This is a genomic window from Paenibacillus sp. 10L310 (assembly GCF_056395745.1).
Genome location: NZ_JBFTKC010000009.1, coordinates 19,414 through 46,291 on the forward strand (window position 1 = coordinate 19,414; position 26,878 = coordinate 46,291).

Sequence of the window (26,878 nt, forward strand, 5' to 3'; positions counted from 1 at the left end):
ATTCCTCCTTATATGATCTTAATTAGTTTTTCCCCGATCGTAATCGATGGTTTATCTATACCAATTACATCTGTAAAGTCATCTGAATTCGTAACAATAATAGGTGTAGTCAGATCATAACCTTTGGCGGCTATTGCATCTGTATCGAATTCGATAAGTAAATCCCCAGCTTTTACTTCATCACCTTCTTGTACATGCACCTTGAAATGTTCACCTTTCAGCTTCACCGTGTTCATGCCGATATGAACGAGGAGTTCAGCGCCATTATTCGAGCTAATACCAATTGCGTGGAAGGTAGGGAATACCGCGGATATGACACCATCGGCTGGTGAAACAAGCTTTCCAATCGTAGGTTCAATGGCGATCCCTTTTCCCATAGCTCCAGTTGCAAAGGCTTCGTCCTTTATTGTTGATAACTCTAGAACTCGACCAGTCATTGGTGCTATGAGCACATGTTCAGAATCACTAACAACAGGCACACGGTTTGTTGAAGATGAATTGGCTGGTGTTCGTTGATCCTCTCCATCCTCAGGCACATCTTCAAATCCTAAAATAAGCGTCATCAAGAAGGTAACAACAAAGCCAATGACCAGACCAATTGCTGCATGGATTAGGTTCCATGGATTATCTGTGATAAATGCTGGTAACGTAGCCAAGCCGGCAATGCCTAGAGCAGATCGAGCTACACCGAACAAGCCAACGTATATTCCGCCTACAATACCACCAATGACAACAGCGATCAGTGGTTTTTTTAACCGTAGATTTACACCAAACAATGCAGGTTCGCTAATTCCTAACAGCGCAGTTACGCTAGTAGAGTAAGCAACTTGTTTAAACGCTTTATTTTTGGTTCTTAATGCGACCGCGAGCGCAGCTGCACCTTGAGCAATATTGTGTACGAGCATACCTGGGCCAACAATGCCATCTGTTTTTGTCTGCGCATACGCAGTGAGGACAACGGGTCCCAAACTATAGTGCATCCCCGTCAGAATCAGGAATGGGAATGCCCCGCCGATAATACCAGACACTAACCATCCTGCGTGTGTATTGACATAGGATACAGCAGAAGCAAGATAGTTACCGGCAATTGCACCCAATGGTCCTAGAATAATTAATGTTAGAGGCGCCATAACAAGGATTACAACTAAAGGTTTCAAAATGGATTTGATCACGGAAGGAGAATACTTTTCAGCAAATCGTTCCACATATGACAGGATCCATACGGCTAGAATAATTGGAATAACGGAAGAAGAATACGTCGCTTGTGTGACAGGCAGACCCAAGAACGTAACAGGCTCACCTGCAGACATTAACGCCGAAAAGCTAGGATGTAACAAGATACCCGCAATGGTTAACGCAAAACCCACATTAGCTTTAAGTTTAACAGCAGCACTCCAGGCGAGTAGCATTGGCAAGAAGTAATAAGCCGCATCCCCGACGAAAGTCATAATCGTATTAAATTGACCGTCAAGGTCAACGAGATCAAAGGTTTTCAAAATAAGAAGAACTGCCTTAATCATGGCACAACCGATCATCGCCGGTAGGATGGGTGTAAAGATTCCGGAAATCGTGTCCAGAACAGTAGAGACTTTTCCTTTTTTCACAGTTGGAGCATCATTCTTGCTTGTAAAGTTCCCTAGCTGCGCAAGGGCTTTATAGACGTTGTTGACCTCATTACCAATAATGACCTGATACTGACCTCCACTACTGGCAACGCCCACAACTCCTTGTACGTTTTTCAGTGCTTCGTTGTTTGCAATCGACTCGTCTTTTAAGTTAAAGCGCAGCCTGGTAGCACAGTGTGTAACACTTTCAATGTTTTTTTCACCACCAACAAGTTTTAGAATGTCGGTAGCCGTTTGTTCATGTTTCATTTTTGTTCCCCCTTCAATGTATTATTCTACAAAAAAAGACCTAGAGTTCTATCGAATATAGATATGCTCTATACACGATGGAACTCTAGGTCTTGCCTGCATCACCAGTAACAATCCTAGTATAGTCATTATGGAGCGATGATGGGTCAATCCCTTTCTTCATCAGTCACCCTTTTGATATGAACAGTTAAATACACCAATTCGTCTTCAGTTAATTCTTTCCCATAGTCTACCCGAATCAACTGCGCAATTCTTAGACTACATTGGTACTCTAGCTTATATTTTTCTTTAATAATATTGAGGAAATCGTTATCATTACTTTTCATCACCGTATTGTTAAACAGACGATAGGCAAAAAACTTTAGATGCGTGATCAGTCTGGAGTAGTGAAGGGAGCTTTCGTTAAAGTGAATTTTGAACTGATAACGAATAATATTTAAGACCTTTTGAATCAATTGTGTCATCTTCATGGTATCTTCCATTTCAGATCCTAGTTCTGCATTGACGATATGAAGCGCAATAAAGCCGGCCTCATCTTCAGGCAACGTAATGTTGAATTCTTGATTAATCATATCCAAAGCCTTCAAAGCCACTCGATACTCATTGGCGTAGAATGCTTTAATTTCAGACAATAACGCATTGTTGAAGTTCATTCCCTGTTTATAGCGTGATACGGCGAAGTTAATATGGTCTGTTAGCGTCAAATATATATTTTCATTCAGCTCTTTATCCAAGGACTGCTTGGCATATTGAATAATACTATCAGACACACGGATGTACTCCATCGGAATCTGCGCGAGCAGGGCATATAATTTTCCAGTTACATTTTTGGACTTCAGGAAAAATTCTTTCTCAATCTTCTCTGTGTCCACATCGTCTCCTTTTTTCTTCTGAAAACCAATGCCACTTCCTAGAAGCATCATCTCCTGGCGTCTTTCATTTACAGCGCAGACGACATTATTATTAATAATTCGCGTGATTTTCATACGAATCTCCTTTTAAAATGAAACGTTAACAGAATTTAGCAAATAAAAAAGACCATTAATAGTGCACACATGGTAATTATACTCTACATGTTTGCATATTAATCGGTCTTGCCTGCTGATCAGTAACAATCCTGATTATATTCATTATTTACTTGTACGATTATCTTAGTGGAAGGCGTTAAATTTGTCAATATGGTCATTTAAGTACTGATGGGGCATTTGCCTGAATACAACAAGAGGATATCTCCCCTATCCTAGCTTACTTAATTAACTTATTTACAGTGATCATCAGTTCATCCAAAACTTTGTGATCGCCTTCTGAAATGCGTTCAATGACACAGCTTTTCATATGATGTTCCAAAAGCTGCTTTCCTACGCCATTCAACGCGGATTGAATGGAGGCAATTTGGTGCAACACGTCATCACAATACGTATCCTTCTCAATCATTCCTTTTACTCCACGCACTTGCCCTTCAATCCGATTCAACCGGCTAATTAATTTTCGCTTCGTACTCTCCGAATGATGGCTTTTCCGCTCGTTTGAAGATGTATGGTCACATGAGGCGTCCTCAAGTATCGTATCATCCATGTAGATCAACTCCTTTATTACACATTACCATCCCCCCCTACCCTATGTAAAGGGAGCAAGAAGTATCATGGTACGTGCTAAGAGAACGGCTTGTCATCAACTAAGATTGAATCGGTTGGGCAACCATCTACTGCATCTTGTAAGCATATTATACCCTCCACTCCTACAACGATATATCAGTCAAAGGTATATTTTTATTAAGAATAACCCCAGTCGGAAGTTGACCGGGGTCCTAACAGTTATTTAACTAACTCGCTGATTTCAGTGAGATTTTCGGCAAAGCCTACAAAGACCTTATCTCCAATGACAATGGTTGGAACAACCTGTTTGCCAGTCAACTTCCAGACTTCCTCAGCGTACTTGGCATCTTCTTCACAATTGTAATCCGTATAGGGAAGCTCATGCTCTTTAAAGTAACGTTTAGCATAATTGCAATCGCTGCAGGTTGGGATTGAATAAATCTGAATGGATTCCGTCATGCCCAATTACTCTCCCTTGTATTTCAATATATATTACGCTCCGACGTTATATCCTTTTTTACGGATCGCTTCTTCAATTTCAGCGATTTGAACTTTAGATTCGTCAAATCGAAGTTCTACTGTTCCTTGTTCAAAATTAACGTGGCCTTCAGCGCCAAGAGCGCTAATTGCACCTTCAATTTTAGATACACAAGAACGGCAAGACATACCTTGAATTTTTACAGTTGCTTCTTTCACTGTTTTCACCCCCTTTCAAGCGTCATAGACTTCAAGTTTTCCAGTGTCATTCGATTAACGAATTTGCTGAACTTTTCTTTGCCTTTTGCATGCATCTTATAATAATCAATAATTGCGGTAACGAAAGGAATAAGCTGATCCTCCATTAATCCGGAGTGTAGAAGCTTGGCGAAGGAGGGTTTAAGCCCCTTCGACTCGCCACCAACATAAACATCGAACTTATCGCGCATCTTTACGATCCCAATATCCTTAATCAACGGTTCACTTGTGCCTAAGGCGCATCCAGCATATCCAATCTTGAGTGGTGTAGGCGTATCGATACCGGAAATGGCCTGATTTAAATTTTTGGCTGTTTCCATGCCTGCTTCTTCTGCACCTCTACAAAAGTTGCAAGCGATCAGGCTTTTGGTTACAAATCCTGCAGGGTTTATTTCAAGACCGTGATCCTCAAGTTCATTTGTGATCTGATCTCGTTGTTCAATCGATACTTCTGTGTAGAGTTGCTTAAAGGGTGTCATCTCCACTTTTGAATCTGGACCAATAATCTCGCCAATTTTAACTAGTTGCTCCGGAGTGAATAAGCTTCCACCAAGTTGGATTGCTGGACTAATCGCTATTTTAATTTGATCTCCCATGCTCATACCTCTTTACTCACTTTATATCTACTACGAAAGATACTGTAAAGACTTCCCCATCATGTTGGAATTGGCCCCAGATTTTATAGATTCCGCTATGCGGGAAGGAGGTCATAAACTCCGCTTTTGGACCTGTTGCCTTTTCCTCTGTTGGATGAACATGCAGATATTGCTCTGCATCCTCAGAAAGGATAACAACATGACCTACAGCACCGAGGTATTGTTCCAGATTATTGATCCCTTCGTCCGTTTTCGCATCCATGATATTAAAGGTCAGATTTACGTCTTCGTTGGTCTTTTTGGTACTCAATGAAAGTTCGATTTTTTTACCATCCACTTCTTTTACAAGATTGGAATCCGCTTGAACAGGCTTTTGGGCTTTTTCTGGACCTCCAACGTTCACCCATTCACTGAGTGTAGTACTCGCTCCACCTTTTGGAACAAAGTCGGCAAGGATTTTGTATTCGCCACCGGCTGGAAATGAAGTTTCAATCGCAAACTTTCCATCGCCTTTATAATCAGGATGAATGTGATTAAAGTAAGAAAGATCTTTACTCACTACGATAAGGTGCATTCGTTTTTCGTGGCCCATTTCAAATTCATTAACCGGATTTCCATCGGCGTCCGTGATTTGGATTGTCAGATGCGAATTTTCATTGGCCTTCACATCTGATGCAAAGGAGAACGAGGCTTTAAGGATACTTGCTGTTGAATCAGCATGAGGCCCTGCATGATCATGACTCGCACCTTCAGTTTCAGAATTCATCTCAGTATGATTCATACCACCATGTCCATCTGTATGTGCACTTTCTTTAGGGGTTCCACAAGCAGACAACACACCGAAAGCTAAAAAACCGGTTAACATTAGCATGATTTTTTTACTCCTCCTCATCATTATGTTCGCTCCTATTCTAGTACTTTGACTAGTGACGTACTTTTACGCGTTGCAATCGCAGGGCGTTCAGAACGACGGATACCGAACTCAAGGCCATCGCTGCGCCTGCAACCCATGGTGCTAACAGACCGATAGCTGCAATAGGGATGCCTAAAGTGTTGTAACCAAGTGCCCAGAACAAGTTTTGCTTAATGTTGCGCATCGTCTTACGACTCATGTAGATAGCATCAGGAATACTGGATAGATCGCCGCGCATGAGTGTTACATCAGCTGCTTCCATCGCTACATCTGTCCCCGTACCAATCGCCATACCAATATCTGCAGTTGCCAAAGCCGGTGCATCGTTGATACCATCGCCAACCATGGCCACTTTTTTACCTTGAGATTGCAGTTTTTTCACTTCTTCCGCTTTTCCTTCCGGCAAGACCTCTGCACGAACGTGGTCAATACCTACTTGAGCAGCGATGGCTTTTGCCGTCCGTTCATTGTCACCTGTAATCATAATGACCTGAATGCCCATTTCTTTCAGACGGCTCACTGCAGCTTTCGAAGTTTCTTTAATCGTGTCTGCTACAGCGACCATACCTGCATATTGACCATCAATGGCAACCAGCATCGCAGTTTTCCCCGCTTCTTCCAAACGTGACATCGAATGATAAGCTGCTTTTGCATCGATATTATACTTTTCCATCAGTCGACGTGTACCCACGAGTAGTTGTTTACCTTGAACCATTGCCTGGATTCCGAAACCCGGAAATGCTTCAAAGGATTGTGTTCCTGGTAGTTCGATATTTCGTTCCTGGATGCCTACAACGATGGCTTCTGCAAGTGGATGCTCAGAATTTTTCTCTGCAGCTCCAACAAGTTTCAGGAATTCATTTTCATTGCCAAGAGCGACGACGTCAGTCAATTCAGGTTTACCTTTTGTAACAGTACCGGTTTTATCCAGAAGGATCGCATCAATTTTATGCGTCTGCTCCAGATGCTCTCCGCCTTTGAACAACACCCCTAGTTCAGCCGAACGACCAGACCCCGCCATAATGGATGTTGGGGTTGCAAGTCCAAGTGCACAAGGACATGCGATAACAAGAATAGCAATTGCTTTTTCTAACGAACCTGCAAAATCGCCTGGTGTAACCCAGAAGTACCAAACTACGAAAGCAACTATTGCAATTCCTACAACGATCGGGACGAATATGCCCGAGATCACATCGGCTACCCGCTGAATTGGTGCTTTTGATCCCTGAGCTTCTTCAACAACCTTAATAATTTGTGCAAGAGCGGTTTCTTTACCTACTTTGGTTGCTTTGATCCGAAGAATACCGTTTTTATTAATCGTAGCTCCAATCACAGCATCTCCGACTTGTTTCTCTACTGGAAGGCTTTCGCCCGTAAGCATGGATTCATCTACAGATGAGATCCCTTCCAGCACCTCTCCGTCTACAGGTACTTTATCTCCTGGACGAATAAGGACAACATCTCCTACAATGACTTCATCCACTGGAATGGTAAGTTCTTTGCCATCCCGAACCACTAATGCCGTCTTCGCCTGTAGACTCATCAGTGATTTAATAGCCTCTGATGTTCGGCCTTTCGCAAGTGATTCAAACAATTTACCCATAAGAACCAATGTAATAAGGACCGCACTCGTTTCATAATAGAGGGATGGACCATGATGCATCCCGTCAGCCATACTTGACCATTGAATGGTTAAATACAAACTATAGAAGTAGGCTGCAGAGGTACCAAGTGATACCAACACATCCATGTTGGCACTCCCGTTTCGGAGAGCCTTATACGCACCTACATAGAACTGTCTACCAATATAAAATTGTACTGGTGTAGCCAGGATTAGTTGGAACCACGGATTCATAAACAATTCCGGCACATAGATCCATGAAGTGAACGAGAAGTGACCTACCATAGTCCACAACAGCGGCAAGGAAAGAATCGCCGAAATCAGTAATTTCCGTTTTTGATTACTCAGTTCTTTCGCACGATGGTCACTTGCACCACCACTGGAACCGTCTGCCTTCACGATCGCCGTATAACCAAGTTTTTTCACCTTGTTTTTCATGTCTTCGATGGAAACTTCACCAGGGGAAAATTCAACTCGGGCCGTTTCCATGGCGAAGTTTACTGAAGCGTTAGTCACGCCGGGCAACTTGTTCAGGCCCTTTTCAATTTTGTTCGCACATGCTGCACAGGTCATGCCTTCAAGATTGAACTGCGCAACCTCTGATACGGAACCATATCCAAGTTTTTTGATTTTTTCCTCAAGTTCTTTCATTTCCACTTTCGTGGGATCATACGTTACACTTGCCTTTTCCAAAGCAAAGTTAACATTTGCTGATGTGACCCCGTCCATTTTACCGAGGCCTTTTTCGATTTTGTTTGCACATGCTGCACAGGTCATTCCTGTAATTTGTATACTCGACTGTTTTGTCTGAGCCTCTGCTGTTGCCACAATAACTCACTCCCCTCATCGTCCATTACTTACGCTACTTCGTAGCCTTGCTCTTCAATAACTTCTTTAATTTGCTCCAAGGAGACTTGATTTTCATCATACGTCGCTTCAACCGAATCATCACTGAGGTTCACCTTGCCACTCACTCCAATTTCTTTCAGAGCACCTTCGATGGAGTTTACACAATGTTGGCAGCTCATACCTTGTACATTCAAAACAATGTTTTTCATCTTATTTCGTCCCTTCTTGTGGGTGATTTTTTGGTTTAGTTTGACCTAAACGATGGGCTAAACTCTCGAGGCCAGTTTTTCAGGTCTCATCAAGCTCTTGTACAATACAATACCCCCCTACCCTATATTAGTCAACATATTTTTATACCCCTATACCCTATATTTACTATCTTTCTCGTTAGATCAATGAATTATGGAGAGAAGAACCGATTATTTATACGCTGATTGGTAATCGGATCATGTTCTTGTCCTTGATTTGGGAATAAAACTTGTACCGATAAAACAAAAAAGCCGCTAAAATAGCGACTTCAATGGGACCATGATCTTGTCCCACGATATAAAATTCCTTTATTTATGGTTGAATGTTAATCCATCCGCTTACATCACATTGTCCATAATCATTATCACCCACAGCAACCATCGTACCATCCGATTTCAGTCCAATCGTATGGGCACACCCCGCCGAAACAGCTCTAATTCCGTGCCAGCCACGTACATCACATTGGTTATGTTTATTCGAACCCACAGCAACCATTGTACCGTCGGACTTAAGACCAACGGTATGATAACTCCCCGCTGCAACTGCTACAATATCGCGCCATCCGCTTACGTCGCATTCGCCTTCATTATTTCTACCCACAGCCACTACCGTGCCATCCGATTTGAGCCCAACTGTATGAAGATACCCCGCCGAAACAGCTAATATATCGCCCCAGTCGTTTAAGCTACATTGGTTATATTTATTGTTACCAACGACTGTTACCGTTCCGTCTATTTTTAAACCGACTGTATGCCAGTCACCCGTCGTGACCGATACAATATCGCGCCAGTTGCTCACGTTGCATTCCCCTTCATTATTTCGCCCCACCGCAACCACGGTGCCATATGATTTAACCCCCACCGTACGGCACCAACCTGCCGAAACGGTTACAATATCGCGCCATTCGCTTACATTGCATTGGTCATGCTTATTCCAACCTATAGCAGTTACCGTACCATCAGATTTAAGACCAACGGTATGGGCATTACCTGTATTCGTAGCCATATGTACATTACCCGCTGCAACTGCGACGATATCGCACCAATCGCTTACCTTACATTGACCATATTTATTATCACCCACAGCCGTTACTGTTCCGTCAGATTTAAGAGCAACGGTATGACGCCGACCTGCCGCTATGGTACAGTTACGGAACCGTTTCGTCTCAAAAACCGCTTCATTCCGTGAATTGTAGTCCATATCTTTCTCCCCTCCACCAATTGAAAATCCGCCGTTAGTTCAACTGTAAGTCATAAAGTTTGTTGTTAAACCCCATGTTACAAAAGAAAGGCTCGCACAGGCAGGGTATTATTACTTCCCTGCCCAATACGAGCGTCTATGTCATATTGCACTCAAACGGTTGATCCGAATGTGTACTTTAGCAATCGTTTCATTTCATGTAGTGATAGTCTAATAGATCCTTCAAATTTGAAATTTTCTGCAACAGCTTTTCTCCGACATTGGTTTCCCTCACCAGCTTCCGCGCCAGTTCTTTGTCCACCAATCTTTTTAGAGATAACACGTCCGTTCCGTTACATAACACATCTTCTTTTGAATTAAATTTCTTGTGGGCAACGAGCTGCATGCCAAAGGAATTGTACAACAAGGTATATCCGGCAATGCCCGTTGTGGATTGATAGGCTTTGGAAAAACCGCCGTCAATCACGATCATTTTTCCGTTTGCTTTAACAGGGCTCTCTCCACTAATTTCTTTGACTGGCGTGTGCCCATTAATGACATGTCCATGATCTGGATTCAAATCAAACTCCTGCAAGATTATTCGACAGATATCTTCATTTTCACGTAAATGGTAGTAAGGATTCTTTCTCTCTTTATGTGCTTCTTTATCTTGGATAAAATACCGTTCAAAAGTGGTCATTTCTCTCTTTCCAAAGAGCGAGGAACATTCTCCTGTCCAGATGTACCATACCATATCCGTCGCCAGATCTTCTGTCTCTTCCGGATGCGCAAAGGCGTAACGTAAATAATCTTCAAAAACATCAAGCAATTGACGGCCCGCATATGTCTTGTCTTCAATCTGCATTTCTTCCATATTTCCTTCTTCATCCAAAGGAATACAGCCGTGGATTAACAAATTCCCGTTGTATTTTAAATAAAGGCTGCCCTTTTTCATGAGAAAATTCATATGTCTGGCCATCTTTTCGGAATGCTGAACGGAAAACAACAGCTTTTCCATCACCTGGCGTTCTTCCTCAAGCAATTGTTCGGGCTTCTGCGGATTTACGGTTGCGAAACAGGTGTTTTCCAGGTGGTACGTTTTACCGCAGATGTTGATTTCATTGTTGTCGTAATCAATCTGCTCCAGCAAAAGTCTTTCAGACATATTAAAGTATGGGCGTCTCTTGATAATCGGGCTTTCAAGTTTAAACTGAATCATGGCAATGGCTTGGTGAATTTTGGTGATCTGCAGAATTTCCTGCTCCGATACATTATGTCCAGCCTGTAACTTAGGTCTGAAGGACGGATTGTCTTCGTAATATTTCTCCGCCAGGTTTAGCAGTGGGCGCAGATTGATTCCGTATACATCTTCAATGATGTCCAGATTATCGTATCTGGCGCAGATCCGAATAATATTCGCAAGGCAGACCAGAGAACCTGCGTAGGCTCCGATCCAGAGGACATCATGGTTCCCCCACTGTATGTCTACAGAATGGTAGTTGATCAGCGTATCCATAATTTTATCGGGGTACGGCCCCCGGTCATAGATATCTCCAACTACATGAAGATGGTCAACCACCAGGCGCTGTGTCGTATAAGCAAGGCCGATAATGAGATTGTCCGCCTGGCCCAAGGATATAATTTGCCGATATATTTCCTCGTAATAAGGATCCTTATTGTTGGTCGAATCCGTTTTGTATAGAAGCTCTTCTACAATATATACATATTGCTCCGGCAGAGCTTTACGCAATTTTGAGCGTGTATACTTGGAAGAGGCATAAGAAATAAGCTTAAGCATGTGTTCAATTGTTAGTCTATACCACTGGTTCAAAGCCTGTTTATTGCTCAGTTCCCCTATAACCAGCTGTATTTTTTCTTCCGGGTAATAAACCAACGCCGCAAAATCATTGATCTCTTGATCCGTCCAAACCTCCCGGAATAATTCTTTGATTTTCTCTTTGACGGTACCCGAACCGTTTCTTAGTACATGTTGAAAAGCCTGGAACTCCCCATGCAAATCACTGACAAAATGCTCGGTTCCCTTCGGGAGATTGGAGATCGCTTCAAGGTTGATGATCTCTGTTATAATTTTTTCTTCCGTATCATATTTCTCGGCCAATAAATCAAGAAACTGCTCATCCAAAACAGATGTCCCCCTTCAAGGAAGTATGGTGTTGTATAGCCGGGTCCAAAAGCTTTAGACCGATATCAAATTACACTCTATACTTGGCATTGATTATATGGTAATTATCAGCATCGCCTTCCCCCATCATACTCCAGTTCATCATATATGAACAAATTTCATTGAATGGATTTGAATGAAACAATGTTTGTAGTTATTTAGGAATAAGAACTGTGTTCAATCTGTTCTGGTCCCTCGACATTTTTTTACTAACTGCTATTTTACACAATGAAAAATAAACGATCTATTCTCAGAATTTGCTTGTTTGAATTCCCAATCACCATATGTTTTAATTTTTGAAAAACCGATTTGTTTCAGCGACTCATTGAATTCTTCTTGATTTCGAAACCTCAGCTGCATTTTTTCATGAACTAACACTTTGTCTGTTTTAGTATTTTTTACTATTTCATAGAAAGTGTAAATATCTCCCTCAAACCCTTCATATTCTGTATAAATTTCTAAAGGATCTCCGCTTAGTCTATCTTTAGCTAAGTCAGGAGTTTTGTCCTTCTCCCATTCTTCCCATACTTTTACCAAAGGGTTTCTTGTATCAAAAATAAAGTGACCCCCGATTTTTAGGGATCGGAATACGTCTGAGATTACTCGTTTCCAGCTGTCATCTGTAAGAAATACCTGTGCAACATTCGCTGTCATAATTACCGCATCATAGGTATTGGTTTGTAAATCCGCACTATCACCTATAATCCATTCCACACTTTCAGAATTATCTTTACTTCGCGCTATTTCAATCGCTTCTTCATTGGGATCTATAGCGGTAATTTTATAACCGCACTGAACAAGATGAGTAGTCCATCTTCCTGTTCCACAGCCCAGATCAGCTATAGATTCTACTTGTAATCTCTTTAACAATGAAAGGAAAAATTCATCGTCTTTTCCCCAATGGTTAATCTGGTCATATACTAATGGAATCATAAATAATGTCTCCCCACTTTCAACAGCATTTTACTGTGCTCAAGAGTTTGATGTCTCGTACATAAGCTATACGGTTTTATTTTCACTCTGTGAACCAAAAACTACCCTAGTTGCTTCTATAAAAGATAACATGATTGGTGAAAGCCACTTGTCTTTATGCCACAACATCTGTGTATATACCTGCAAGTCCGGAATTTGCCATGGGAGGACAACAAGTTCTCCGCGTTCAACTTCAGATTCCGCGACGATCTCAGGAAGAAAGGCAATACCGATTCCTGAAATTGCACATTGTTTAATGGCTTCAGCACTTTGAAACTCTAAATATGTAATGCTATCAATGCCCTCTTTCTCAAATGACCGATCAAACATCGTCCGATAGGGACAACCCTTCTCATTTGTCAGGAACACTTCATCATGAAAATCTTCCAATTGCAACACAGTTCGTTTGGCGAGTGGGTGATCTGGAGCAGCTAACAATCGGAAATGTTCTTCCAGCAAAGGTTCCACGGAAAGTCCACTCGAGCGAATTGGTTCATCCAACATATAAACAATATCCGTGGTCCCCTCAAAGAGCGTTTGCTTGAGCTCTTGATTCGGAACTGAGCGGAAAATTAAGCGAACTCCCGGATGCTGCGAACGAAACCGTTGGAAGACAGGTGGAAGCCGATAGGAGCAAATAACCTCATTCGCACTTATCGTTAAGGTTCCACTTAGTTTTTCATTATCATGGACAGCACTACGAGCCTCGTCCATTTTTTCGAGAACGCCTTGGGCGTGTGTTAAAAAGCGTTTACCCGCAGTTGTGAGCGCGAGTTGCTTGCCCAACCGATCAAAGAGGCGAACACCTAGCTCATCTTCCAATGCTTTAATTTGCATCGTGACGTTGGAAGGAACGTAGCTCAGCACTTCTGCTGCCCGCGTGAAATTCAATGTTTTTGCAACCGTACAAAACGTATTCAGTTGACGCAATTCCATCCAATGATCCCTCCTTCATCTTTCAATTTTATTGAATACTATCTTGAATTCTATTCACTTTTATTGAGAGTATCACAGCTCTATACTGAGTACAAGAGATCACAGTGAACCTGTGGTTTTTCATTTTGAAGGGAGCAATTATACGATGGATTATGAAATTTTTAATTTGGGTGATGTACTCTTACAATCAGGAGTGACGTTACCAAACGCTTATCTCGCTTATCAAACTTACGGAAAATTAAATGAACAGAAAGACAATGTTATTGTCTATCCAACGGCTTTTGGAGATCAGCATATTCAGAATGAATGGCTCATTGGCAGCGGGATGGCACTGGATCCAGAGAAATATTTTATTATCGTTCCCAATTTGCTGGGCAATGGGCTCTCTTCCTCTCCCAGTAACACGCCTCCTCCATTCGATCGGGCTAACTTTCCACAGGTAACCATCTATGACAACGTTCGATTCCAGCAACAACTGCTGACCGAAAAATTAGGTATTGAAAAGATTGCTCTCGTCGTCGGGTGGTCGATGGGCGGCATTCAGGCATTTCAATGGGGGGCAAGTTACCCGGAGATGGTTGAACGAATTGCACCTTTCGGAGGCATCGCCAAACCTTGGCCTCACACATTTGTGGTCCTGGAAGGCGTGAAAGCTTCACTGCTATCCGCAGTCGGCTTCGACTCAAGAAAATTAAACCAACTAAGTTCTACAGACATGCGTGCCGTTGGTCGGGTGTATGCGGGATGGGGACTATCACATGCATTTTATAGAGAAGAGCTATACCGTGAGATGGGATTTGACACATTGGAGGATTTTGTAGCTGGTGTTTGGGAAAATAGCTTTATGAATATGGATCCGCATAATGTTCTGGCCATGTTATGGACAGGACAACATGCAGATATCAGTGCAACCCCCTCCTATAACGGAGACTTTGATAAAGCACTTCAGAGCATAAAAGCTTATGCCTGTATCATGCCGGGAAGCACGGATCTCTTCTGCACAGCGGCCGATAATGAATACGAAGCTAAGCGTATACCTAATGCTGTCTTGAAACCAATCCAATCGATCTGGGGCCATTTTGCCGGTCGTGGAATCAACAGTGCCGATAATCAATTTATTGATGACAATCTAAAACACTTGTTGTCACTTAGCACTAATGAATAGATCGTCACTTGCATTGGGAATTCAGTGAAGAGAAGCGTTGATCTTTCGGAGGGAGGGCTCCCCCCAAGCAGTGGTGTTGTTGAGTGATGATGTAGAAATGAAGGAACCAGCAATAATGAAGTTGAGGACCTTATTCCGATGTTTCTTTTGCATCCTCTGCCAGTCTCATCTCTATGGCGTTCATCTTTAGTTCCACCGGATAACTCACTCTGGTTGCCATTACAAACACACCTCCAAGATGATCTTGAAGGTGTGTTTGATTAATACATATTCTTAAGGATTATAACTACAATTAAGTAAGTACAGTCATCGCCTCTCTTGTGAATGGAACCAGATCATCAGTACGTCCTTCTTGAATTTTCTTAACCCATTCAGGGTCGACTAGAAGAGCACGGCCTACAGCAACCAGATCAAACTCATTATTCTGAAGTCGTTGTACCAATCCTTCGATACTGGCGTTACTTGCGCCTTTACCTTCTGTGAACAGACTTGTAAAGTCACCATCAAGACCAATCGATCCAACAGTGATTGTCGGTTTACCAGTCAGTTTTTTGGTCCATCCAGCAAAATTCAGATCAGACCCTTCGAATTCCGGTTCCCAGAAACGGCGTGTGGAACAGTGGAAGATATCGACTCCAGCTTGAACTAACGGTGCGAGAAGCTGCTCCAGTAATTCCGGTGTTTCAGCCAATTTAGCCTGATAATCATCTGTCTTCCACTGAGATAAACGCAGTACAATAGGGAATTCCGATCCCACTACTTTACGGCAAGCCTCAATCACTTCAACTGCAAAACGTGTGCGAGCCATCATATCTCCACCGTAACGATCCGTACGAGAGTTGGTTTTCTCATACAGGAATTGGTCGATCAGATAGCCGTGTGCTCCATGGATTTCAACACCATCGAACCCAACGCGTTTCGCTTCTGAGGCTGCTTTTGCGAATTCCTGAACGATTGTAGCAATCTCAGCTTCCGAATAATCATTAACATGACCTTTGGCTCCCATATGCCAGATCTGTGGAATAATTCGACCGCCAGCTTCATGTACTTCAGATACAACATGTGCCCAACCATTCATTGCAGCTTCACCATAAAAGTGCGGCACATTGGCTTGATTGGATGCATCCGGATGATTAATTATTGTCCCTTCCGTCACTATAAGCCCCACTGCGTTCTCTGCTCTGCGGCGGTAATAGCCCGCAACATTCGAACCCGGGATACCTTCCGGAGAAAATTGACGCGTCATCGGCGCCATCACGATCCGATTGGATAACTTCAAGTGACCTAACTCTATAGGTTGGAACAATGCTTCTACGGATTGAGAATAATTCATAATAACCTCCACATATTTCGTTTTTTTTATATAAATTGACCTAGGAGATGTTAAACAGCAATCAGCCTGGTTAACAGCTAGACGTTATTTCCAAATGAATCAATACACGATTTTTCTCGAAAAGCCCCACCTCCTTCAAGCTTTCGTGGTGTATTAATCCGCCTTCAATTATTTTTGACTTCGTAGTCAAGAATTTCACAAAAAAAAGATCAAGACATGATCATGCCAAATGAAGTACGCAGAACCGTCTCGATCTGTTCACGGGATGAACCTGATTTCTCCATAACTCTCACACCAAGAATGGTGTTATTTAGATAAGATGCAAGCTCTATACTCGTATACCGGTTGGAAATTAACTGTTGTTTCTGGCCACTACTTATGATCTTCTCTAATACCAGTTGAATCTCTTCTGCCATGAGCTCAGCTTCGCGTGTGACCTGCTCGTCATCTGTTCCGAATTCGAGTGATGCATTCACAATTAGACACCCTTGGCAGCTAGTTTCATCGTCTAAAAGGGAATATCGTAAGGTATCCAGTTTATCAACGGGAGACGAATCCAGGGCTTCAATCTCTTTCAGTTTCGCTATAACCTGTTCACGGTAAATTGCCAGCGCCTTCAGAAACAACGATCGCTTGTCTTTAAAAACACAGTACAAACTTTGCTTTTTGACTCCTGTAGTACGCGTAAGGTCCTCATAAGAAGTTGCTTTGAAGCCTTGATTCCAGAACACTTCCATAGACTGGTGTAATACACGATCGACATCAAATTCTCTTGGTCTGCTCATGGGATTAATGTATCAGTTATTGACCATGCAGTCAAGAACTGATCATTTTACATCCTAATCTCTACGGTATTTTCCTGCAGGTCCATTGAATGCGGTCTAACTCTTCCGGTAAGCAACCTTGTGAAAAGCATTAATATAACGAAACAGTGCTTCACCATCATCAGGCACATGCGTACTTGTATCCAGTGGCAGCATCATTGCCTGATACGGCTCTGGCACCATTCTATATTGATGGACATAGGAGGTTAGGATGAACCCGTTGCGTTGCCAGAACTGTATGCGTTCCTGATGAGCCTCTGTTGTCCCGAACTCCGCCTCGATAATCATACCTTTGATCCGGTGCTCCCTTAACGCCCAGGCTCTGAGCTGCTCAAGCATCCAGGTCCCTATGCCCCACCCACGCATCTTCTGTTCAACCGCGAGGTAATCGATGATCAGGATGCGGTCCGCAACCTTCCCCTCCAGTCCAGTAACAGCCATCGCAACCACTTCTCCATGATGCACGCCCGTGTGTAAATAACCAATCTTCCGGTCCAGCATACTGCGCAGAATCGCTTTTGTCTTAGCGCCGCTTTGAAAAGCCTCATGATAGATTCGCTCCATCCGCGCCCACAATGCTTCATCCCACTCCTCTATAGTCGTAAACTCTAATTCCAGCATCTCATTCGCCTCCAGCTTTAATTCAGATTTATCGTGATTCAAGACATGTAAGAGATATTCCTTCCGGTTTAATGGATTATGATCGTATCTTGTACATGAAGGCACTTCACCATCGAAGGGCTGATAGCCATAAAATTGGGACGGGTTCGACCTCTTTTTTCTGCGATCGTACTTCCTTTGACGAATTCTGCGATTCTGAAGACTGTAGCATGTCTTTAATCTTAAAAGTTTATGTTTTTATCGTTCGCATACCTGGCGTACATTCGCAAAATTCATCTATCCTGCCCGTTAACGTAATGAAGGCTGCACCGGCTAACACAGGCAGCTTCATTTTCGTCGTATATTCAATTATAATTTCTACGTTAGCGCAATAAAGCATTAACTTTTAATATCTTCTTTAGCCTTTTGTCTATATCGAATTATGGAAAGAGGTAAATTAACTACTCCAAGAATAAAAGAAGAGCTAATAGATATCCATTGAGATATTGAAGGATAATTCGGTTTTCCGTCTCCTACAGGTCCTATTTTGGGTTGGTGGCTATCCCACAAAACATATAAGAGACCAATAGCAGGTAACAATATGCAAATTACACTTGCAACTATATGTAACACATACTTGTTCAATCCTACCCCTCCATTTATTGTATTCATGTCTTGAACTCTGTTTATATTATAACGTTATCTAAAACGGGAAATTACACTAACCTACTCCTTAGTTTAACAAAAAATTTTCTCCTTTAAGATATTTCCTAAAATAGTTTTCAATAACTAATGGAAAATTTGCCGCTAAGGATTGTTGTTCATTTGGATTTAGAGAATGGAATGCGAAAGTCCTAATGATTGACCAAATAAAAAATGCTTCTAAATAACTAGACATAATTCTCTTCCAGTTGATTTACTTTGCTATACGATGAAATAAAATAAATAAAAGCCATAGCCACAATTCGAAAAATCTATAGGTTGAGGAGTATCGTCATAAAATACATAGTTACTCTCATGAAGGTCAGAATGAATAACTCCCCAGTTATTTGGCAAACGTTTATAATTTTGTATCACATCTGCTATTTTATGTGCTGACTCTTCCACATGAACAAACACTTCACTTGAGATAAGCTCTAAATTTACTAACCGTTTTAATTGATTAAGTGAGCCGCCATTAAGAGAGCCAAATTTTCAGTTTCATTACTTGTTGGCTCTCTTTGAAGTACGCTTTCATGAATCCAATGATGAATAGTCACCATGATTGTATTTTCGCTAAGATCAGTTGAGATTTTTGTTACCAGATCACCTTGAAGATTTCTAACAGGTACAGGTATGACAAGATTTGTATCTTTAACCAAAGCTTCAAGCCAAATAAGCTCTGATGTGATATTCCCTTTTGATTGAATGGAAATCGTTGAGATATGGATTTTGATAAGAAACTTTTGATGATCATCGTTGGTCTGAACTTGAAATGTAACATTATCACTCTTTCCGAGATACACAAGTTTTTCCCAATAGATTGGGTATTGATGTAAAGCTTCTTTCGCCACCTTCGCATAATCTTCTTCAGAAAGCATAGTATCCACTCCAGTTAATGTGATTTTAACTTCACAATTTTACCAAGTGAACTTTATTTTATGGTGATAAAAGTTGATTATAACTAAACTTTACTGCCCTGTACCTACACAAAATTTCAAACGATGTACTTGCCATAATTTAGTTGTCAGATGAGTATTGCTACGTATCAAAAAGGTCTGGACAAATGTTAATTCCACCCATATATCCACTAAAATCGATTATAATTAACTTATATTCAAGTCGATTACCCACCCTAAGTTAAAAGGATAATCTTACGCAAAAAGACATAGTGATGCATCGCGTATGTTCTAAGGGTTATAGAGTTTTCGAATACACACTTATGTATAAGAGGGGGCGAATGATATGGCGATAATGCCTGTTATAGTAATGATCTTTGTATTTGTACCTACCATTGTACTCATGGTAAGCATGCCTTATTTAACAAGAGAGACGATTAGTTTTGGGGTCACCGTCAGCGCTGTACAATTTCACAGCGAACCTCTGCGCCAGATGCGGAAGTTATATGTTAGGATTAGTGCTACCTTGCATACCATCCTATTCATTGTTTGTATCATCTGCCTAATATACGGTGATGAACATTCCAAGCAACAAAGTTGGATCATTGTCACTTATTCACTCGCCATGGTCGTAATCTCCCTAGTCATAAACATTAGCTATCATTTCAAAATGAAAAGTTTACTACCTATGCTGCCTATTGCTCTTGAAACATCGATCATGGCAGTGGACACTGGTTTTCGGAAAAGAAACATTAGCTTGTCTAGTAAGTGGTTCCTCATCCATGTTTTCATTATTGTTGTTGGTATTGTAACTGTGTTACTCAACTACGAACTAATTCCTGACCAGATTCCGATCCATTACAACAGCAGTTGGAACGTAGACGGCTATGCAGCTAAATCTTATAGTTCTGTGTTTATGCCTACGATAATGCAAGTGTTCTTATTACTTGTGTTCATATTTGAGAATTGGAGTATTCGCAGAGTGAAGCAGCAGGTTCAACCCACTGATCCGAACCGTTCCATCAGACAAAACGTAACTTTCCGCCGTACTTGGTCAGGTTTTATGATTACAGCAAGCTTCTTAATAGTTATCCTGTTGTCCGTCGTGCAACTAAATATGATATCTCTGCTTAACATCAATTTCGCTATTCCCATTGTCCTAATCATAATAGCCTTTATTATCCTATACGCCTTAGCATTATCGTTCTGGGCTGGTCAGGGCGGAAGCCGCTTGGAGCAATCGGCAGATCGCTTCAATTTCAGACCTGTCCATGATGATGATAAATGGCTATTAGGTATGATTTATTGCAATCGGAAGGATCCAAACCTAATCGTTGAGAAAAGATTCGGAGTCGGCTGGGGATTAAATTTCGGTCACCCAGTATGCTGGCTAATTTTTCTCGGAATTATCGTACTGTTAGTTGTGGTGTAACAAGGCTTGGAGGTTAGTACTCGCCTCAATCGGAACATAAATGTATGCGGAAACCGTCGATAAGCTTGACGAGATCGTGTCTACGGCTTCATTCGCTGTGAACTTAATCCCATCACATCAAACTTTGGTGCAGTTGGACCTACTATCATTGGGTAAATGAGTTATGAATTATAAAACAAAGAAAGCAGTTGATCACTTGGGTCAGCTGCTTTCTTATTGTTATAGAAGGTTTTATACATCGTTAAGAGGCATGTAACAAACGAAGATGATACAAGTGTTTATTTATTGCAAAGATTTTTTCGTTTGTTTTCTTTTAGATAGAGAGTTATCAAGCAACGTTGTTACGATGCCAATCACAAGGGCAAGCGCACCGATCCATGGGATGTAGTTCAACAAACTGTGGTTGACAGCAATACCCCCGATACCAGCTCCGGCAGCCATTCCAACTTGTCCAATCGCGCTATGCAAACTAAGTACAATGCCTGAAGCAGCGGGAGCGAGACTTATAAGCTGAAATTGGATCGGCGTACCTGAGGACCAGGCTGCTATTGCCCAGAAAATAAGTAATATATATAGAAGAAATATGGATTGGCCTATAAACGGGAACAACAGTAATGCAGTGGCGTGGAGTATCATTCCACCAGCTAGGGTACGGAATGTACCCCATTTATCTGTACTGAGTCCTCCTATTTTGGAACCAATAGCACTAGCGATACCAAATATAAACAGGGCTACCGTTACACCTTGATCACTCATGCTAAATATATCAAGGAGATACGGTGAAATGTACGTAAATAAAATGGAATATGAGCCTAACCACACGAACGTAATCAGTAACGCTGCTGCGATACGCGGTAGCATGATGAATTTAAACTGATCACGCAAAGGAACAACTTCTTCAGCAACTACTTTGGGTATGATCAGCAGCGCTAGGAATAAGAGAATAAGTCCTATTACTCCAAGACCAATAAATATGATGTTCCAATCATAATGGGAAGCTACAACCCTGCCTATGGGTACACCGATAACTAATGCCGTACTATTTCCCATAATAACAGTAGCAATTGAACTGCCTTGCCTTCCTGGAGCAGCCAAAACCGCAGCAAGAGTAAGGAGCGTAACCTGAATAACACCGGCACTAAGTGCTGAAATAATTCTAGCTACGATAAGCATCTCATATCCTGTTATCGTTGCAATTAAAATGTTAATAACAGAGAATACAGTTAATGCATAAACTAAGAGTTTTTTTCGATCTAATTTAGATGTGAAAGCAATTAAAAAAGGAGTACCTACGCCAAATGCTATAGAGAACACTGTAATTAGCTGTCCAGCAGAAGAAACTGAAATGTTGCTAGATTCAGCAATTTTGTCTAGGATCCCGGCAATAACATATTCTGATGCGCCATTAAGAAAACTAATTACAGCTAATAAATATATTTTCCACATATTTTTCAACAATTGCACCTTCTTATTTCTGTATTTCTAGAAAAATAGATTAATTAACTATTCACTAAAATAAATATTCTACATTCACTCATCTGGGACAAAACCATTTTCTATATATGCCCCTTCTATTGAATTAGTAGCTAAAGACCTTCCCACAAAAAAACAGCAGCCGCTAATTGAATGGTTAGACTCATTTGTGTGTTCCACCTTTCAGTGTTAACTCCGTAAGAGATTTCTCCATTCAGAGTAATCCTACTTATCCGTCTATAATAAATTTTGTTTTGCAAAACTTATGTTACTTTTATTATTCAAATAAATATATACATTTCGGCGTTTTAGTTTGAATTAACATGAGATCACATTTGTTACTCAAAAGTAACGCAGTGTTTTATTTTATTTAAAAACGGCAGCGTTCCAGAGATAACTTGGAATCACTGCCGCTATTAATAACATCAAATTAGGCTTTGACTGTGTACATCAATTCTTTTTCATGAATTGTGGTACGCCCAGCCGATTGCACATCGGTATATTGATACATGTTCGTAATAATGACTGGCGTAATCATATTGTAACCCGCTTTTTCGATCTCTTCACGGTCAAATTCCATCAATAGATCGCCTACGGATACTTTAGCTCCTGCCTGTACCTTTGGTGAGAAATATTGGCCTTTCAGCTTTACAGTATCAATACCGATGTGAATCAGCATCTCTGCGCCAAGATCACTTACGAGACCAATAGCATGTCCACTCTTGGACACAGATATTACTGTGCCGTTAACCGGAGATACTGCACGTCCTTCAGCAGGTTGAATGGCAAATCCTTTACCCATCATTTCTTCTGAAAAAGCAGGATCTGGCACTAGGCTAAGTGGCTTAACTTCCCCATTCATGGGGCTGAATATTTGTTGATCCTGTAATTTAGTGTCTTCAGTTACTACAGGTGTAGTTGTGGATATTGCTGATGGTGCAGCTGCCTCTTCCTGGAAGCCCAGAAAATAAGTAATTACGCTAGCTACAACGAATGCAATTAAAGCAGCAATCAGTGCAAAGAGCAGGTTGCTAATGTCTGGACCGACATATGAGGCAGCTCCCGGAAGACCTACAGTGCTAATGAAATAGGCTTTAACAGAAAAGGTTCCCAGAAACGCCCCAGCGACTGCGCCCCCAATGAGCGCTGCAATAAATGGTTTTTTGAATTTCATGTTAATTCCGTACATGGCAGGCTCCGTAATTCCCATAAGAGCGGTCAGTCCTGTAGAATATGAAAGTGATTTGGTTTGGGTGTTTTTAGACTTGAAGCCCACACCAAATGCAGCACCACCCTGGGCCATATTAGCTGCGAACATTAACGGAACGATAAAATCGTAACCAAGTGTTGCAATCGAACCAACTGCAAGCGGCAACAGTGCATAATGCATGCCTGTAATAATCAGCACAGACATTGTGCCACCAATCAAGATACTTGCCAAAATGGATGCGTTATCAAATAACCATCGGATACCCCCAGATAAACCGTTTCCAATAATGCCACCCAGTGGACCGATCGCGATCAAGGTTAGTGGTACCATGATGAGTAACGTAACAGTTGGTACAACAATCAGTTTCAGTGAAGAATGAGTGATGCGGTCAATCGCTCTCTCCACGTAAGCAGCGATCCAGATTGCAATGACGATGGGAATAACCGATGATGCATAGGATGTGGCAATAACCGTAATGCCTGCAAACGAAGTATTACCCTCTTGAAGCAACGCTGTAATGGTTGGATGCATGAGACCAGCCGCTAGTGCAGCACCTACATAAACATTGCTCCCCATTTTCTTCGCAGCACTAATGGCCAGAATAATGGGCAGGAAGTAGAATGCGCCATCGCCAACCGCAGACAAAATGATATAGGTTGAACTTGTATTTGTCATCCAACCAAGAGCCACCAGAATGGACACGATCCCTTTGATCATACCTGCGCCAGCAATTGCTGGCAGGATTGGCGTGAACATGCCCGATATGAAATCAAATAATGCGCTGATCGGATTCCTTTGTTTCTTTCCGCCTTTTGGAGCACTCTCTGCGTTAGGCTTCATGCTCATATTGTTCACTAGTGCTTTGTACACTTCGGAAACTTCACTGCCAATAATCACCTGAAACTGTCCACCGTTTTCCGTTACACCCATAACGCCAGGTGTGTTTTTTAACGTTGTTCTGTCTGCTTGATTGTTATCGTTTAGATTGAATCTGAGTCGAGTCATACAGTGCGTAACTTGATCGATATTCTCTTCCCCACCAACCAGTTTGAGAATATCTTTGGACAATTGTTGTTTATCCATGATGTAAGGCTCCTTCGACGTATATTAAGGTAGTAAAGCTAAATTTTTGAGGATGGCAAAACAAACTCATTATGTTTTCATATGACAGCTATTGTGACATTCTCAAGCAGACTAAGGAAGCTCAACAAGCTTGAAACTAGAACTAGTTAAGGGTAGGTTGGTTTATTCGTTGCCACCTTCGTTCTCTGACCATGGACGCGTCTAGCCAGCTATAATGGAAGTGCGAAACATATGTTATAACGTCATGTTACTCAGAACAGAGAAGAAAATATATATTGTTTAAGTGTTTAGTTTCCTTTGACACGAAATGATTTTTGTAACAAAAATGTAACGTGTTGTTTTTTGAATACAGGTAATGTATACTGCCTAAGCAGGTTACCTATTATTTTTATTATGGTCTAAGGGAGTGCATATCCATGTTCACCAGTGAACAAATCTCATCCTATAATGAATTGGAGCTATCTTTATATAACTATATTTCTCAGAACATGGAAAAAGTGGCGTACATGCGGATTAGAGAGCTGGCCGATGAAACTCATGTATCTACAGCCACCATTATGCGATTTTGCAGAAAGAATCAATGTGAGGGATTTTCGGAATTCAAAGTAAAACTTAAGATGCTCGTTTCCCAAAAAGATAAACTAACGAAGCAGGAGTTAAAAAGTCCACATCATGCTGTGTATGAGTTTTTTGAACGTTCTCAATCTCCTGAATTGGAGGAAAAAATTCAAACGGCAGCAAAATTAATTGCTAAAGCCAGTAGCGTCATTTTTATTGGTATCGGGAGCTCCGGAATAATGGGTGAGTATGGAGCCCGATTTTTCTCAAATCTAGGGATATGCTCCGTGTACATAAAAGATCCTCATTATCCTGTTCATATCAAAATGCAAAAAGACAGCGTTACGATTGCATTATCTACGCGAGGTGAAAACCCGTATGTTCTACCTTATCTCCAACGGATCAAGCAGGAGCAAAATAAAATTGTGGCGATAACAAACAATCGCCAATCCACCATGGCTAAAATATCAGATGTGAATATCCCTTATTATGTAAAAGAAGAGTATTATGAATCCACTAACATCACCACTCAGGTTCCTGTTGCGTTCCTTTTAGAATGGCTGGGACGAGAGGTTTTCAAAGAAATGGTAAATACAGAATTAGAGCTATGAGAGAGAACTCGATCTTTTTATAAACACGCACCAGAAAGAGAGCCCTCTAGGCTCTCTTTTCAGTCTTAATGACTCTCTATGGGATGACTACGTTAGACGCTTTCCATTACTTTTTTTCCTCGTGTTGCTGCAATTTGCGTCATAATCATTAGGATGATGATCACAATCATTCCAATCATAGCAGGTGTGAAACTATTGGAAGCATCATGAATCCAACCCAGCAATATTGGACCCATCGCTCCAATAACATACCCGGCAGATTGCTGCATCGCTGACCAGGAAGTTGCATCGTTCACATTGGTTGTAGAATCAATCGGTAACATCAGGTTTAAAGTGAACAAGCCCCCTGCTCCAACTCCAAAGAGTACAACGGAAACCATCGGTATGAAATTCATCATCAATAAAATCAAACCAACAATCATGAACAGAGATTCACCAACCATCCATACTCTTCTTGAAGGAAAGTTTTTCAATAATACAGGAAGTATAAAGCTAATCGGGATTTGGATTACAACAAATATGGTCAGACAAAGCGTTGCATAGGATTTGCTATACCCCATTTCCTGAATCATTAACGGGAGCCACGCTGTAAAAGAATAAAACAACATAGCCATTAATCCAAATGAAAGCGTAAGCGTCCATGCGCTTCTATCTCCCCAAGGAAGTTTAATTTGCGGAAGTTCTTTTATTTCACTCACATGAGCAGATTCAGATCGCGGCTTCACCATGATCCACCAAATGATCGCTGCTACAAAGGCAATTACCGCCCACCCCCCTACCGCTTTCTGCCAAGAATTGAAGTATGCCTCTAAGGGAATGGATACCATTGAACTAACTGCAGCCCCTACAGTGATCGCAATACTATAGAGTGCAATCATGGATGGCACATGATCGGGAAAATACTTTTTAATAAAACCTGAAGTTAACGGGCCAATCGAAGCGATCCCGATACCTACGATTAATGCAGATAAAAGTAAAACGAACGTAGACTGTGTAAATAGTCGAATGGCTATTCCGATTCCAACCACAAGTAGGGAATATCCAATAATTCGTTCTATTCCCCATTTCCCACTTGCTTTGACGGCAAAAGGTGAAAATACTCCCATACATAGTACGGGTATTGAAGTTAGCAAACTGGCTAGTGCAGCACTCATCCCCAGATCTTCCCGAATCGTATCTAACAGCGGAGATATGGAATTAATAGCTGGGCGCAAATTCAATGTAGCAACAAATAATGCAATAATTAAAAATATTTTTTTTCTCATCTTCTGCTCCCATTAGCGCCTATCG

Annotated in this window: 25 protein-coding genes; 3 read left to right on the forward strand and 22 right to left on the reverse strand. The window is 41.5% G+C overall.

Features of this window, described 5'->3' with window-relative positions; translation table 11 throughout:
• Nucleotides 1–8: 8 nt before the first annotated feature.
• The 13 genes from AC1DE7_RS19055 to AC1DE7_RS19115 all read right to left on the reverse strand — a co-directional run bounded on the left by AC1DE7_RS19055 (nucleotide 9) and on the right by AC1DE7_RS19115 (nucleotide 13,701).
• Complete coding sequence (locus AC1DE7_RS19055; RefSeq protein WP_477534976.1) at nucleotides 9–1,874, reverse strand: beta-glucoside-specific PTS transporter subunit IIABC; 1,866 nt, start codon at nucleotides 1,872–1,874, stop codon at nucleotides 9–11.
• 146 nt (nucleotides 1,875–2,020) lie between these two features.
• Nucleotides 2,021–2,860 carry a BglG family transcription antiterminator LicT gene (gene licT, locus AC1DE7_RS19060; protein ID WP_076250546.1) on the reverse strand — a complete coding sequence of 280 codons (840 nt, stop codon included), beginning with the start codon at nucleotides 2,858–2,860 and terminating at the stop codon, nucleotides 2,021–2,023.
• 259 nt (nucleotides 2,861–3,119) lie between these two features.
• Nucleotides 3,120–3,449, reverse strand: a complete 330-nt coding sequence (locus tag AC1DE7_RS19065) for a metal-sensitive transcriptional regulator (protein ID WP_127549284.1) — start codon at nucleotides 3,447–3,449, stop codon at nucleotides 3,120–3,122.
• A 239-nt stretch (nucleotides 3,450–3,688) separates the two neighbouring features.
• Nucleotides 3,689–3,928: a glutaredoxin family protein gene (locus AC1DE7_RS19070; RefSeq protein ID WP_074095290.1), complete on the reverse strand. Its 240-nt coding sequence runs from the start codon at nucleotides 3,926–3,928 to the stop codon at nucleotides 3,689–3,691.
• 33 nt (nucleotides 3,929–3,961) lie between these two features.
• A complete protein-coding gene (locus AC1DE7_RS19075; RefSeq protein ID WP_282321243.1) occupies nucleotides 3,962–4,165 on the reverse strand; it encodes a heavy-metal-associated domain-containing protein in 204 nt (67 codons plus the stop codon).
• 5 nt (nucleotides 4,166–4,170) lie between these two features.
• Nucleotides 4,171–4,800, reverse strand: coding sequence for an NAD(P)/FAD-dependent oxidoreductase (locus AC1DE7_RS19080; RefSeq protein ID WP_282321244.1), 630 nt, complete (start codon nucleotides 4,798–4,800; stop codon nucleotides 4,171–4,173).
• A gap of 16 nt (nucleotides 4,801–4,816) precedes the next feature.
• Nucleotides 4,817–5,671 (reverse strand): hypothetical protein, encoded by an 855-nt coding sequence (locus AC1DE7_RS19085; protein WP_282321245.1) that lies wholly within the window; start codon nucleotides 5,669–5,671, stop codon nucleotides 4,817–4,819.
• Nucleotides 5,672–5,723: 52 nt separating this feature from the next.
• The gene (locus AC1DE7_RS19090; protein ID WP_477534977.1) at nucleotides 5,724–8,162 is read right to left on the reverse strand and encodes a heavy metal translocating P-type ATPase; all 2,439 of its coding nucleotides are present in this window, start codon (nucleotides 8,160–8,162) and stop codon (nucleotides 5,724–5,726) included.
• Between the two features lie 29 nt (nucleotides 8,163–8,191).
• Nucleotides 8,192–8,392: a cation transporter gene (locus AC1DE7_RS19095; RefSeq protein ID WP_047843207.1), complete on the reverse strand. Its 201-nt coding sequence runs from the start codon at nucleotides 8,390–8,392 to the stop codon at nucleotides 8,192–8,194.
• Between the two features lie 352 nt (nucleotides 8,393–8,744).
• Nucleotides 8,745–9,632 (reverse strand): RCC1 domain-containing protein, encoded by an 888-nt coding sequence (locus AC1DE7_RS19100; protein WP_282321246.1) that lies wholly within the window; start codon nucleotides 9,630–9,632, stop codon nucleotides 8,745–8,747.
• Between the two features lie 190 nt (nucleotides 9,633–9,822).
• Nucleotides 9,823–11,754: a fructose-1,6-bisphosphatase gene (locus AC1DE7_RS19105; RefSeq protein ID WP_477534978.1), complete on the reverse strand. Its 1,932-nt coding sequence runs from the start codon at nucleotides 11,752–11,754 to the stop codon at nucleotides 9,823–9,825.
• Nucleotides 11,755–12,009: 255 nt separating this feature from the next.
• A complete protein-coding gene (locus AC1DE7_RS19110; RefSeq protein WP_047843204.1) occupies nucleotides 12,010–12,726 on the reverse strand; it encodes a class I SAM-dependent methyltransferase in 717 nt (238 codons plus the stop codon).
• Nucleotides 12,727–12,792: 66 nt separating this feature from the next.
• On the reverse strand, nucleotides 12,793–13,701 hold the full coding sequence (locus AC1DE7_RS19115) for a LysR family transcriptional regulator (RefSeq protein WP_282321247.1): 909 nt from the start codon (nucleotides 13,699–13,701) through the stop codon (nucleotides 12,793–12,795).
• A gap of 145 nt (nucleotides 13,702–13,846) precedes the next feature.
• Between AC1DE7_RS19115 and AC1DE7_RS19120 the strand changes: the two genes are divergently transcribed.
• Complete coding sequence (locus tag AC1DE7_RS19120; protein ID WP_282321248.1) at nucleotides 13,847–14,866, forward strand: alpha/beta fold hydrolase; 1,020 nt, start codon at nucleotides 13,847–13,849, stop codon at nucleotides 14,864–14,866.
• Nucleotides 14,867–15,158: 292 nt separating this feature from the next.
• On the opposite strand, the gene AC1DE7_RS19125 is transcribed toward AC1DE7_RS19120, so the two are convergent.
• The 6 genes from AC1DE7_RS19125 to AC1DE7_RS19150 all read right to left on the reverse strand — a co-directional run bounded on the left by AC1DE7_RS19125 (nucleotide 15,159) and on the right by AC1DE7_RS19150 (nucleotide 19,203).
• The gene (locus AC1DE7_RS19125; protein WP_174806470.1) at nucleotides 15,159–16,199 is read right to left on the reverse strand and encodes an NADH:flavin oxidoreductase; all 1,041 of its coding nucleotides are present in this window, start codon (nucleotides 16,197–16,199) and stop codon (nucleotides 15,159–15,161) included.
• 209 nt (nucleotides 16,200–16,408) lie between these two features.
• Nucleotides 16,409–16,984, reverse strand: coding sequence for a TetR/AcrR family transcriptional regulator (locus AC1DE7_RS19130; protein WP_036673614.1), 576 nt, complete (start codon nucleotides 16,982–16,984; stop codon nucleotides 16,409–16,411).
• A 96-nt stretch (nucleotides 16,985–17,080) separates the two neighbouring features.
• The gene (locus tag AC1DE7_RS19135; RefSeq protein WP_340935849.1) at nucleotides 17,081–17,686 is read right to left on the reverse strand and encodes a GNAT family N-acetyltransferase; all 606 of its coding nucleotides are present in this window, start codon (nucleotides 17,684–17,686) and stop codon (nucleotides 17,081–17,083) included.
• A 336-nt stretch (nucleotides 17,687–18,022) separates the two neighbouring features.
• Complete coding sequence (locus tag AC1DE7_RS19140) at nucleotides 18,023–18,268, reverse strand: hypothetical protein (RefSeq protein WP_081746010.1); 246 nt, start codon at nucleotides 18,266–18,268, stop codon at nucleotides 18,023–18,025.
• Nucleotides 18,269–18,547: 279 nt separating this feature from the next.
• Nucleotides 18,548–18,742 carry an RIO1 family regulatory kinase/ATPase domain-containing protein gene (locus tag AC1DE7_RS19145; protein WP_353957575.1) on the reverse strand — a complete coding sequence of 65 codons (195 nt, stop codon included), beginning with the start codon at nucleotides 18,740–18,742 and terminating at the stop codon, nucleotides 18,548–18,550.
• Nucleotides 18,743–18,777: 35 nt separating this feature from the next.
• Nucleotides 18,778–19,203, reverse strand: a complete 426-nt coding sequence (locus AC1DE7_RS19150) for a hypothetical protein (protein ID WP_127549300.1) — start codon at nucleotides 19,201–19,203, stop codon at nucleotides 18,778–18,780.
• Between the two features lie 364 nt (nucleotides 19,204–19,567).
• Between AC1DE7_RS19150 and AC1DE7_RS19155 the strand changes: the two genes are divergently transcribed.
• Complete coding sequence (locus AC1DE7_RS19155; protein ID WP_282321249.1) at nucleotides 19,568–20,653, forward strand: DUF1648 domain-containing protein; 1,086 nt, start codon at nucleotides 19,568–19,570, stop codon at nucleotides 20,651–20,653.
• A 282-nt stretch (nucleotides 20,654–20,935) separates the two neighbouring features.
• Here AC1DE7_RS19155 and AC1DE7_RS19160 read toward each other — a convergent pair whose 3' ends face one another.
• Both AC1DE7_RS19160 and AC1DE7_RS19165 read right to left on the reverse strand, forming a co-directional pair.
• Nucleotides 20,936–22,099, reverse strand: coding sequence for an MFS transporter (locus AC1DE7_RS19160; protein ID WP_282321250.1), 1,164 nt, complete (start codon nucleotides 22,097–22,099; stop codon nucleotides 20,936–20,938).
• A 457-nt stretch (nucleotides 22,100–22,556) separates the two neighbouring features.
• Nucleotides 22,557–24,419: a beta-glucoside-specific PTS transporter subunit IIABC gene (locus AC1DE7_RS19165; RefSeq protein WP_282321251.1), complete on the reverse strand. Its 1,863-nt coding sequence runs from the start codon at nucleotides 24,417–24,419 to the stop codon at nucleotides 22,557–22,559.
• Nucleotides 24,420–24,835: 416 nt separating this feature from the next.
• On the opposite strand from AC1DE7_RS19165, the gene AC1DE7_RS19170 reads away from it, so the two are divergent.
• Nucleotides 24,836–25,588 carry a MurR/RpiR family transcriptional regulator gene (locus tag AC1DE7_RS19170; RefSeq protein WP_282321252.1) on the forward strand — a complete coding sequence of 251 codons (753 nt, stop codon included), beginning with the start codon at nucleotides 24,836–24,838 and terminating at the stop codon, nucleotides 25,586–25,588.
• Nucleotides 25,589–25,680: 92 nt separating this feature from the next.
• On the opposite strand, the gene AC1DE7_RS19175 is transcribed toward AC1DE7_RS19170, so the two are convergent.
• Nucleotides 25,681–26,853: an MFS transporter gene (locus tag AC1DE7_RS19175; RefSeq protein ID WP_282321253.1), complete on the reverse strand. Its 1,173-nt coding sequence runs from the start codon at nucleotides 26,851–26,853 to the stop codon at nucleotides 25,681–25,683.
• Between the last annotated feature and the right edge of the window lie 25 nt (nucleotides 26,854–26,878).

Excerpts from the sequence above, each read along its gene's own strand:
- AC1DE7_RS19055 (WP_477534976.1), bottom strand. The coding sequence starts at position 1,874 with ATGAAACATGAACAAACGGCTACCGACATTCTAAAACTTGTTGGTGGT.
- licT (WP_076250546.1), bottom strand. The coding sequence starts at position 2,860 with ATGAAAATCACGCGAATTATTAATAATAATGTCGTCTGCGCTGTAAAT.
- AC1DE7_RS19065 (WP_127549284.1), bottom strand. The coding sequence starts at position 3,449 with ATGGATGATACGATACTTGAGGACGCCTCATGTGACCATACATCTTCA.
- AC1DE7_RS19070 (WP_074095290.1), bottom strand. The coding sequence starts at position 3,928 with ATGACGGAATCCATTCAGATTTATTCAATCCCAACCTGCAGCGATTGC.
- AC1DE7_RS19080 (WP_282321244.1), bottom strand. The coding sequence starts at position 4,800 with ATGGGAGATCAAATTAAAATAGCGATTAGTCCAGCAATCCAACTTGGT.
- AC1DE7_RS19085 (WP_282321245.1), bottom strand. The coding sequence starts at position 5,671 with ATGCTAATGTTAACCGGTTTTTTAGCTTTCGGTGTGTTGTCTGCTTGT.
- AC1DE7_RS19095 (WP_047843207.1), bottom strand. The coding sequence starts at position 8,392 with ATGAAAAACATTGTTTTGAATGTACAAGGTATGAGCTGCCAACATTGT.
- AC1DE7_RS19100 (WP_282321246.1), bottom strand. The coding sequence starts at position 9,632 with ATGGACTACAATTCACGGAATGAAGCGGTTTTTGAGACGAAACGGTTC.
- AC1DE7_RS19110 (WP_047843204.1), bottom strand. The coding sequence starts at position 12,726 with ATGATTCCATTAGTATATGACCAGATTAACCATTGGGGAAAAGACGAT.
- AC1DE7_RS19115 (WP_282321247.1), bottom strand. The coding sequence starts at position 13,701 with ATGGAATTGCGTCAACTGAATACGTTTTGTACGGTTGCAAAAACATTG.
- AC1DE7_RS19120 (WP_282321248.1), top strand. The coding sequence starts at position 13,847 with ATGGATTATGAAATTTTTAATTTGGGTGATGTACTCTTACAATCAGGA.
- AC1DE7_RS19125 (WP_174806470.1), bottom strand. The coding sequence starts at position 16,199 with ATGAATTATTCTCAATCCGTAGAAGCATTGTTCCAACCTATAGAGTTA.
- AC1DE7_RS19130 (WP_036673614.1), bottom strand. The coding sequence starts at position 16,984 with ATGAGCAGACCAAGAGAATTTGATGTCGATCGTGTATTACACCAGTCT.
- AC1DE7_RS19150 (WP_127549300.1), bottom strand. The coding sequence starts at position 19,203 with ATGCTTTCTGAAGAAGATTATGCGAAGGTGGCGAAAGAAGCTTTACAT.
- AC1DE7_RS19155 (WP_282321249.1), top strand. The coding sequence starts at position 19,568 with ATGGCGATAATGCCTGTTATAGTAATGATCTTTGTATTTGTACCTACC.
- AC1DE7_RS19160 (WP_282321250.1), bottom strand. The coding sequence starts at position 22,099 with ATGTGGAAAATATATTTATTAGCTGTAATTAGTTTTCTTAATGGCGCA.
- AC1DE7_RS19165 (WP_282321251.1), bottom strand. The coding sequence starts at position 24,419 with ATGGATAAACAACAATTGTCCAAAGATATTCTCAAACTGGTTGGTGGG.
- AC1DE7_RS19170 (WP_282321252.1), top strand. The coding sequence starts at position 24,836 with ATGTTCACCAGTGAACAAATCTCATCCTATAATGAATTGGAGCTATCT.
- AC1DE7_RS19175 (WP_282321253.1), bottom strand. The coding sequence starts at position 26,853 with ATGAGAAAAAAAATATTTTTAATTATTGCATTATTTGTTGCTACATTG.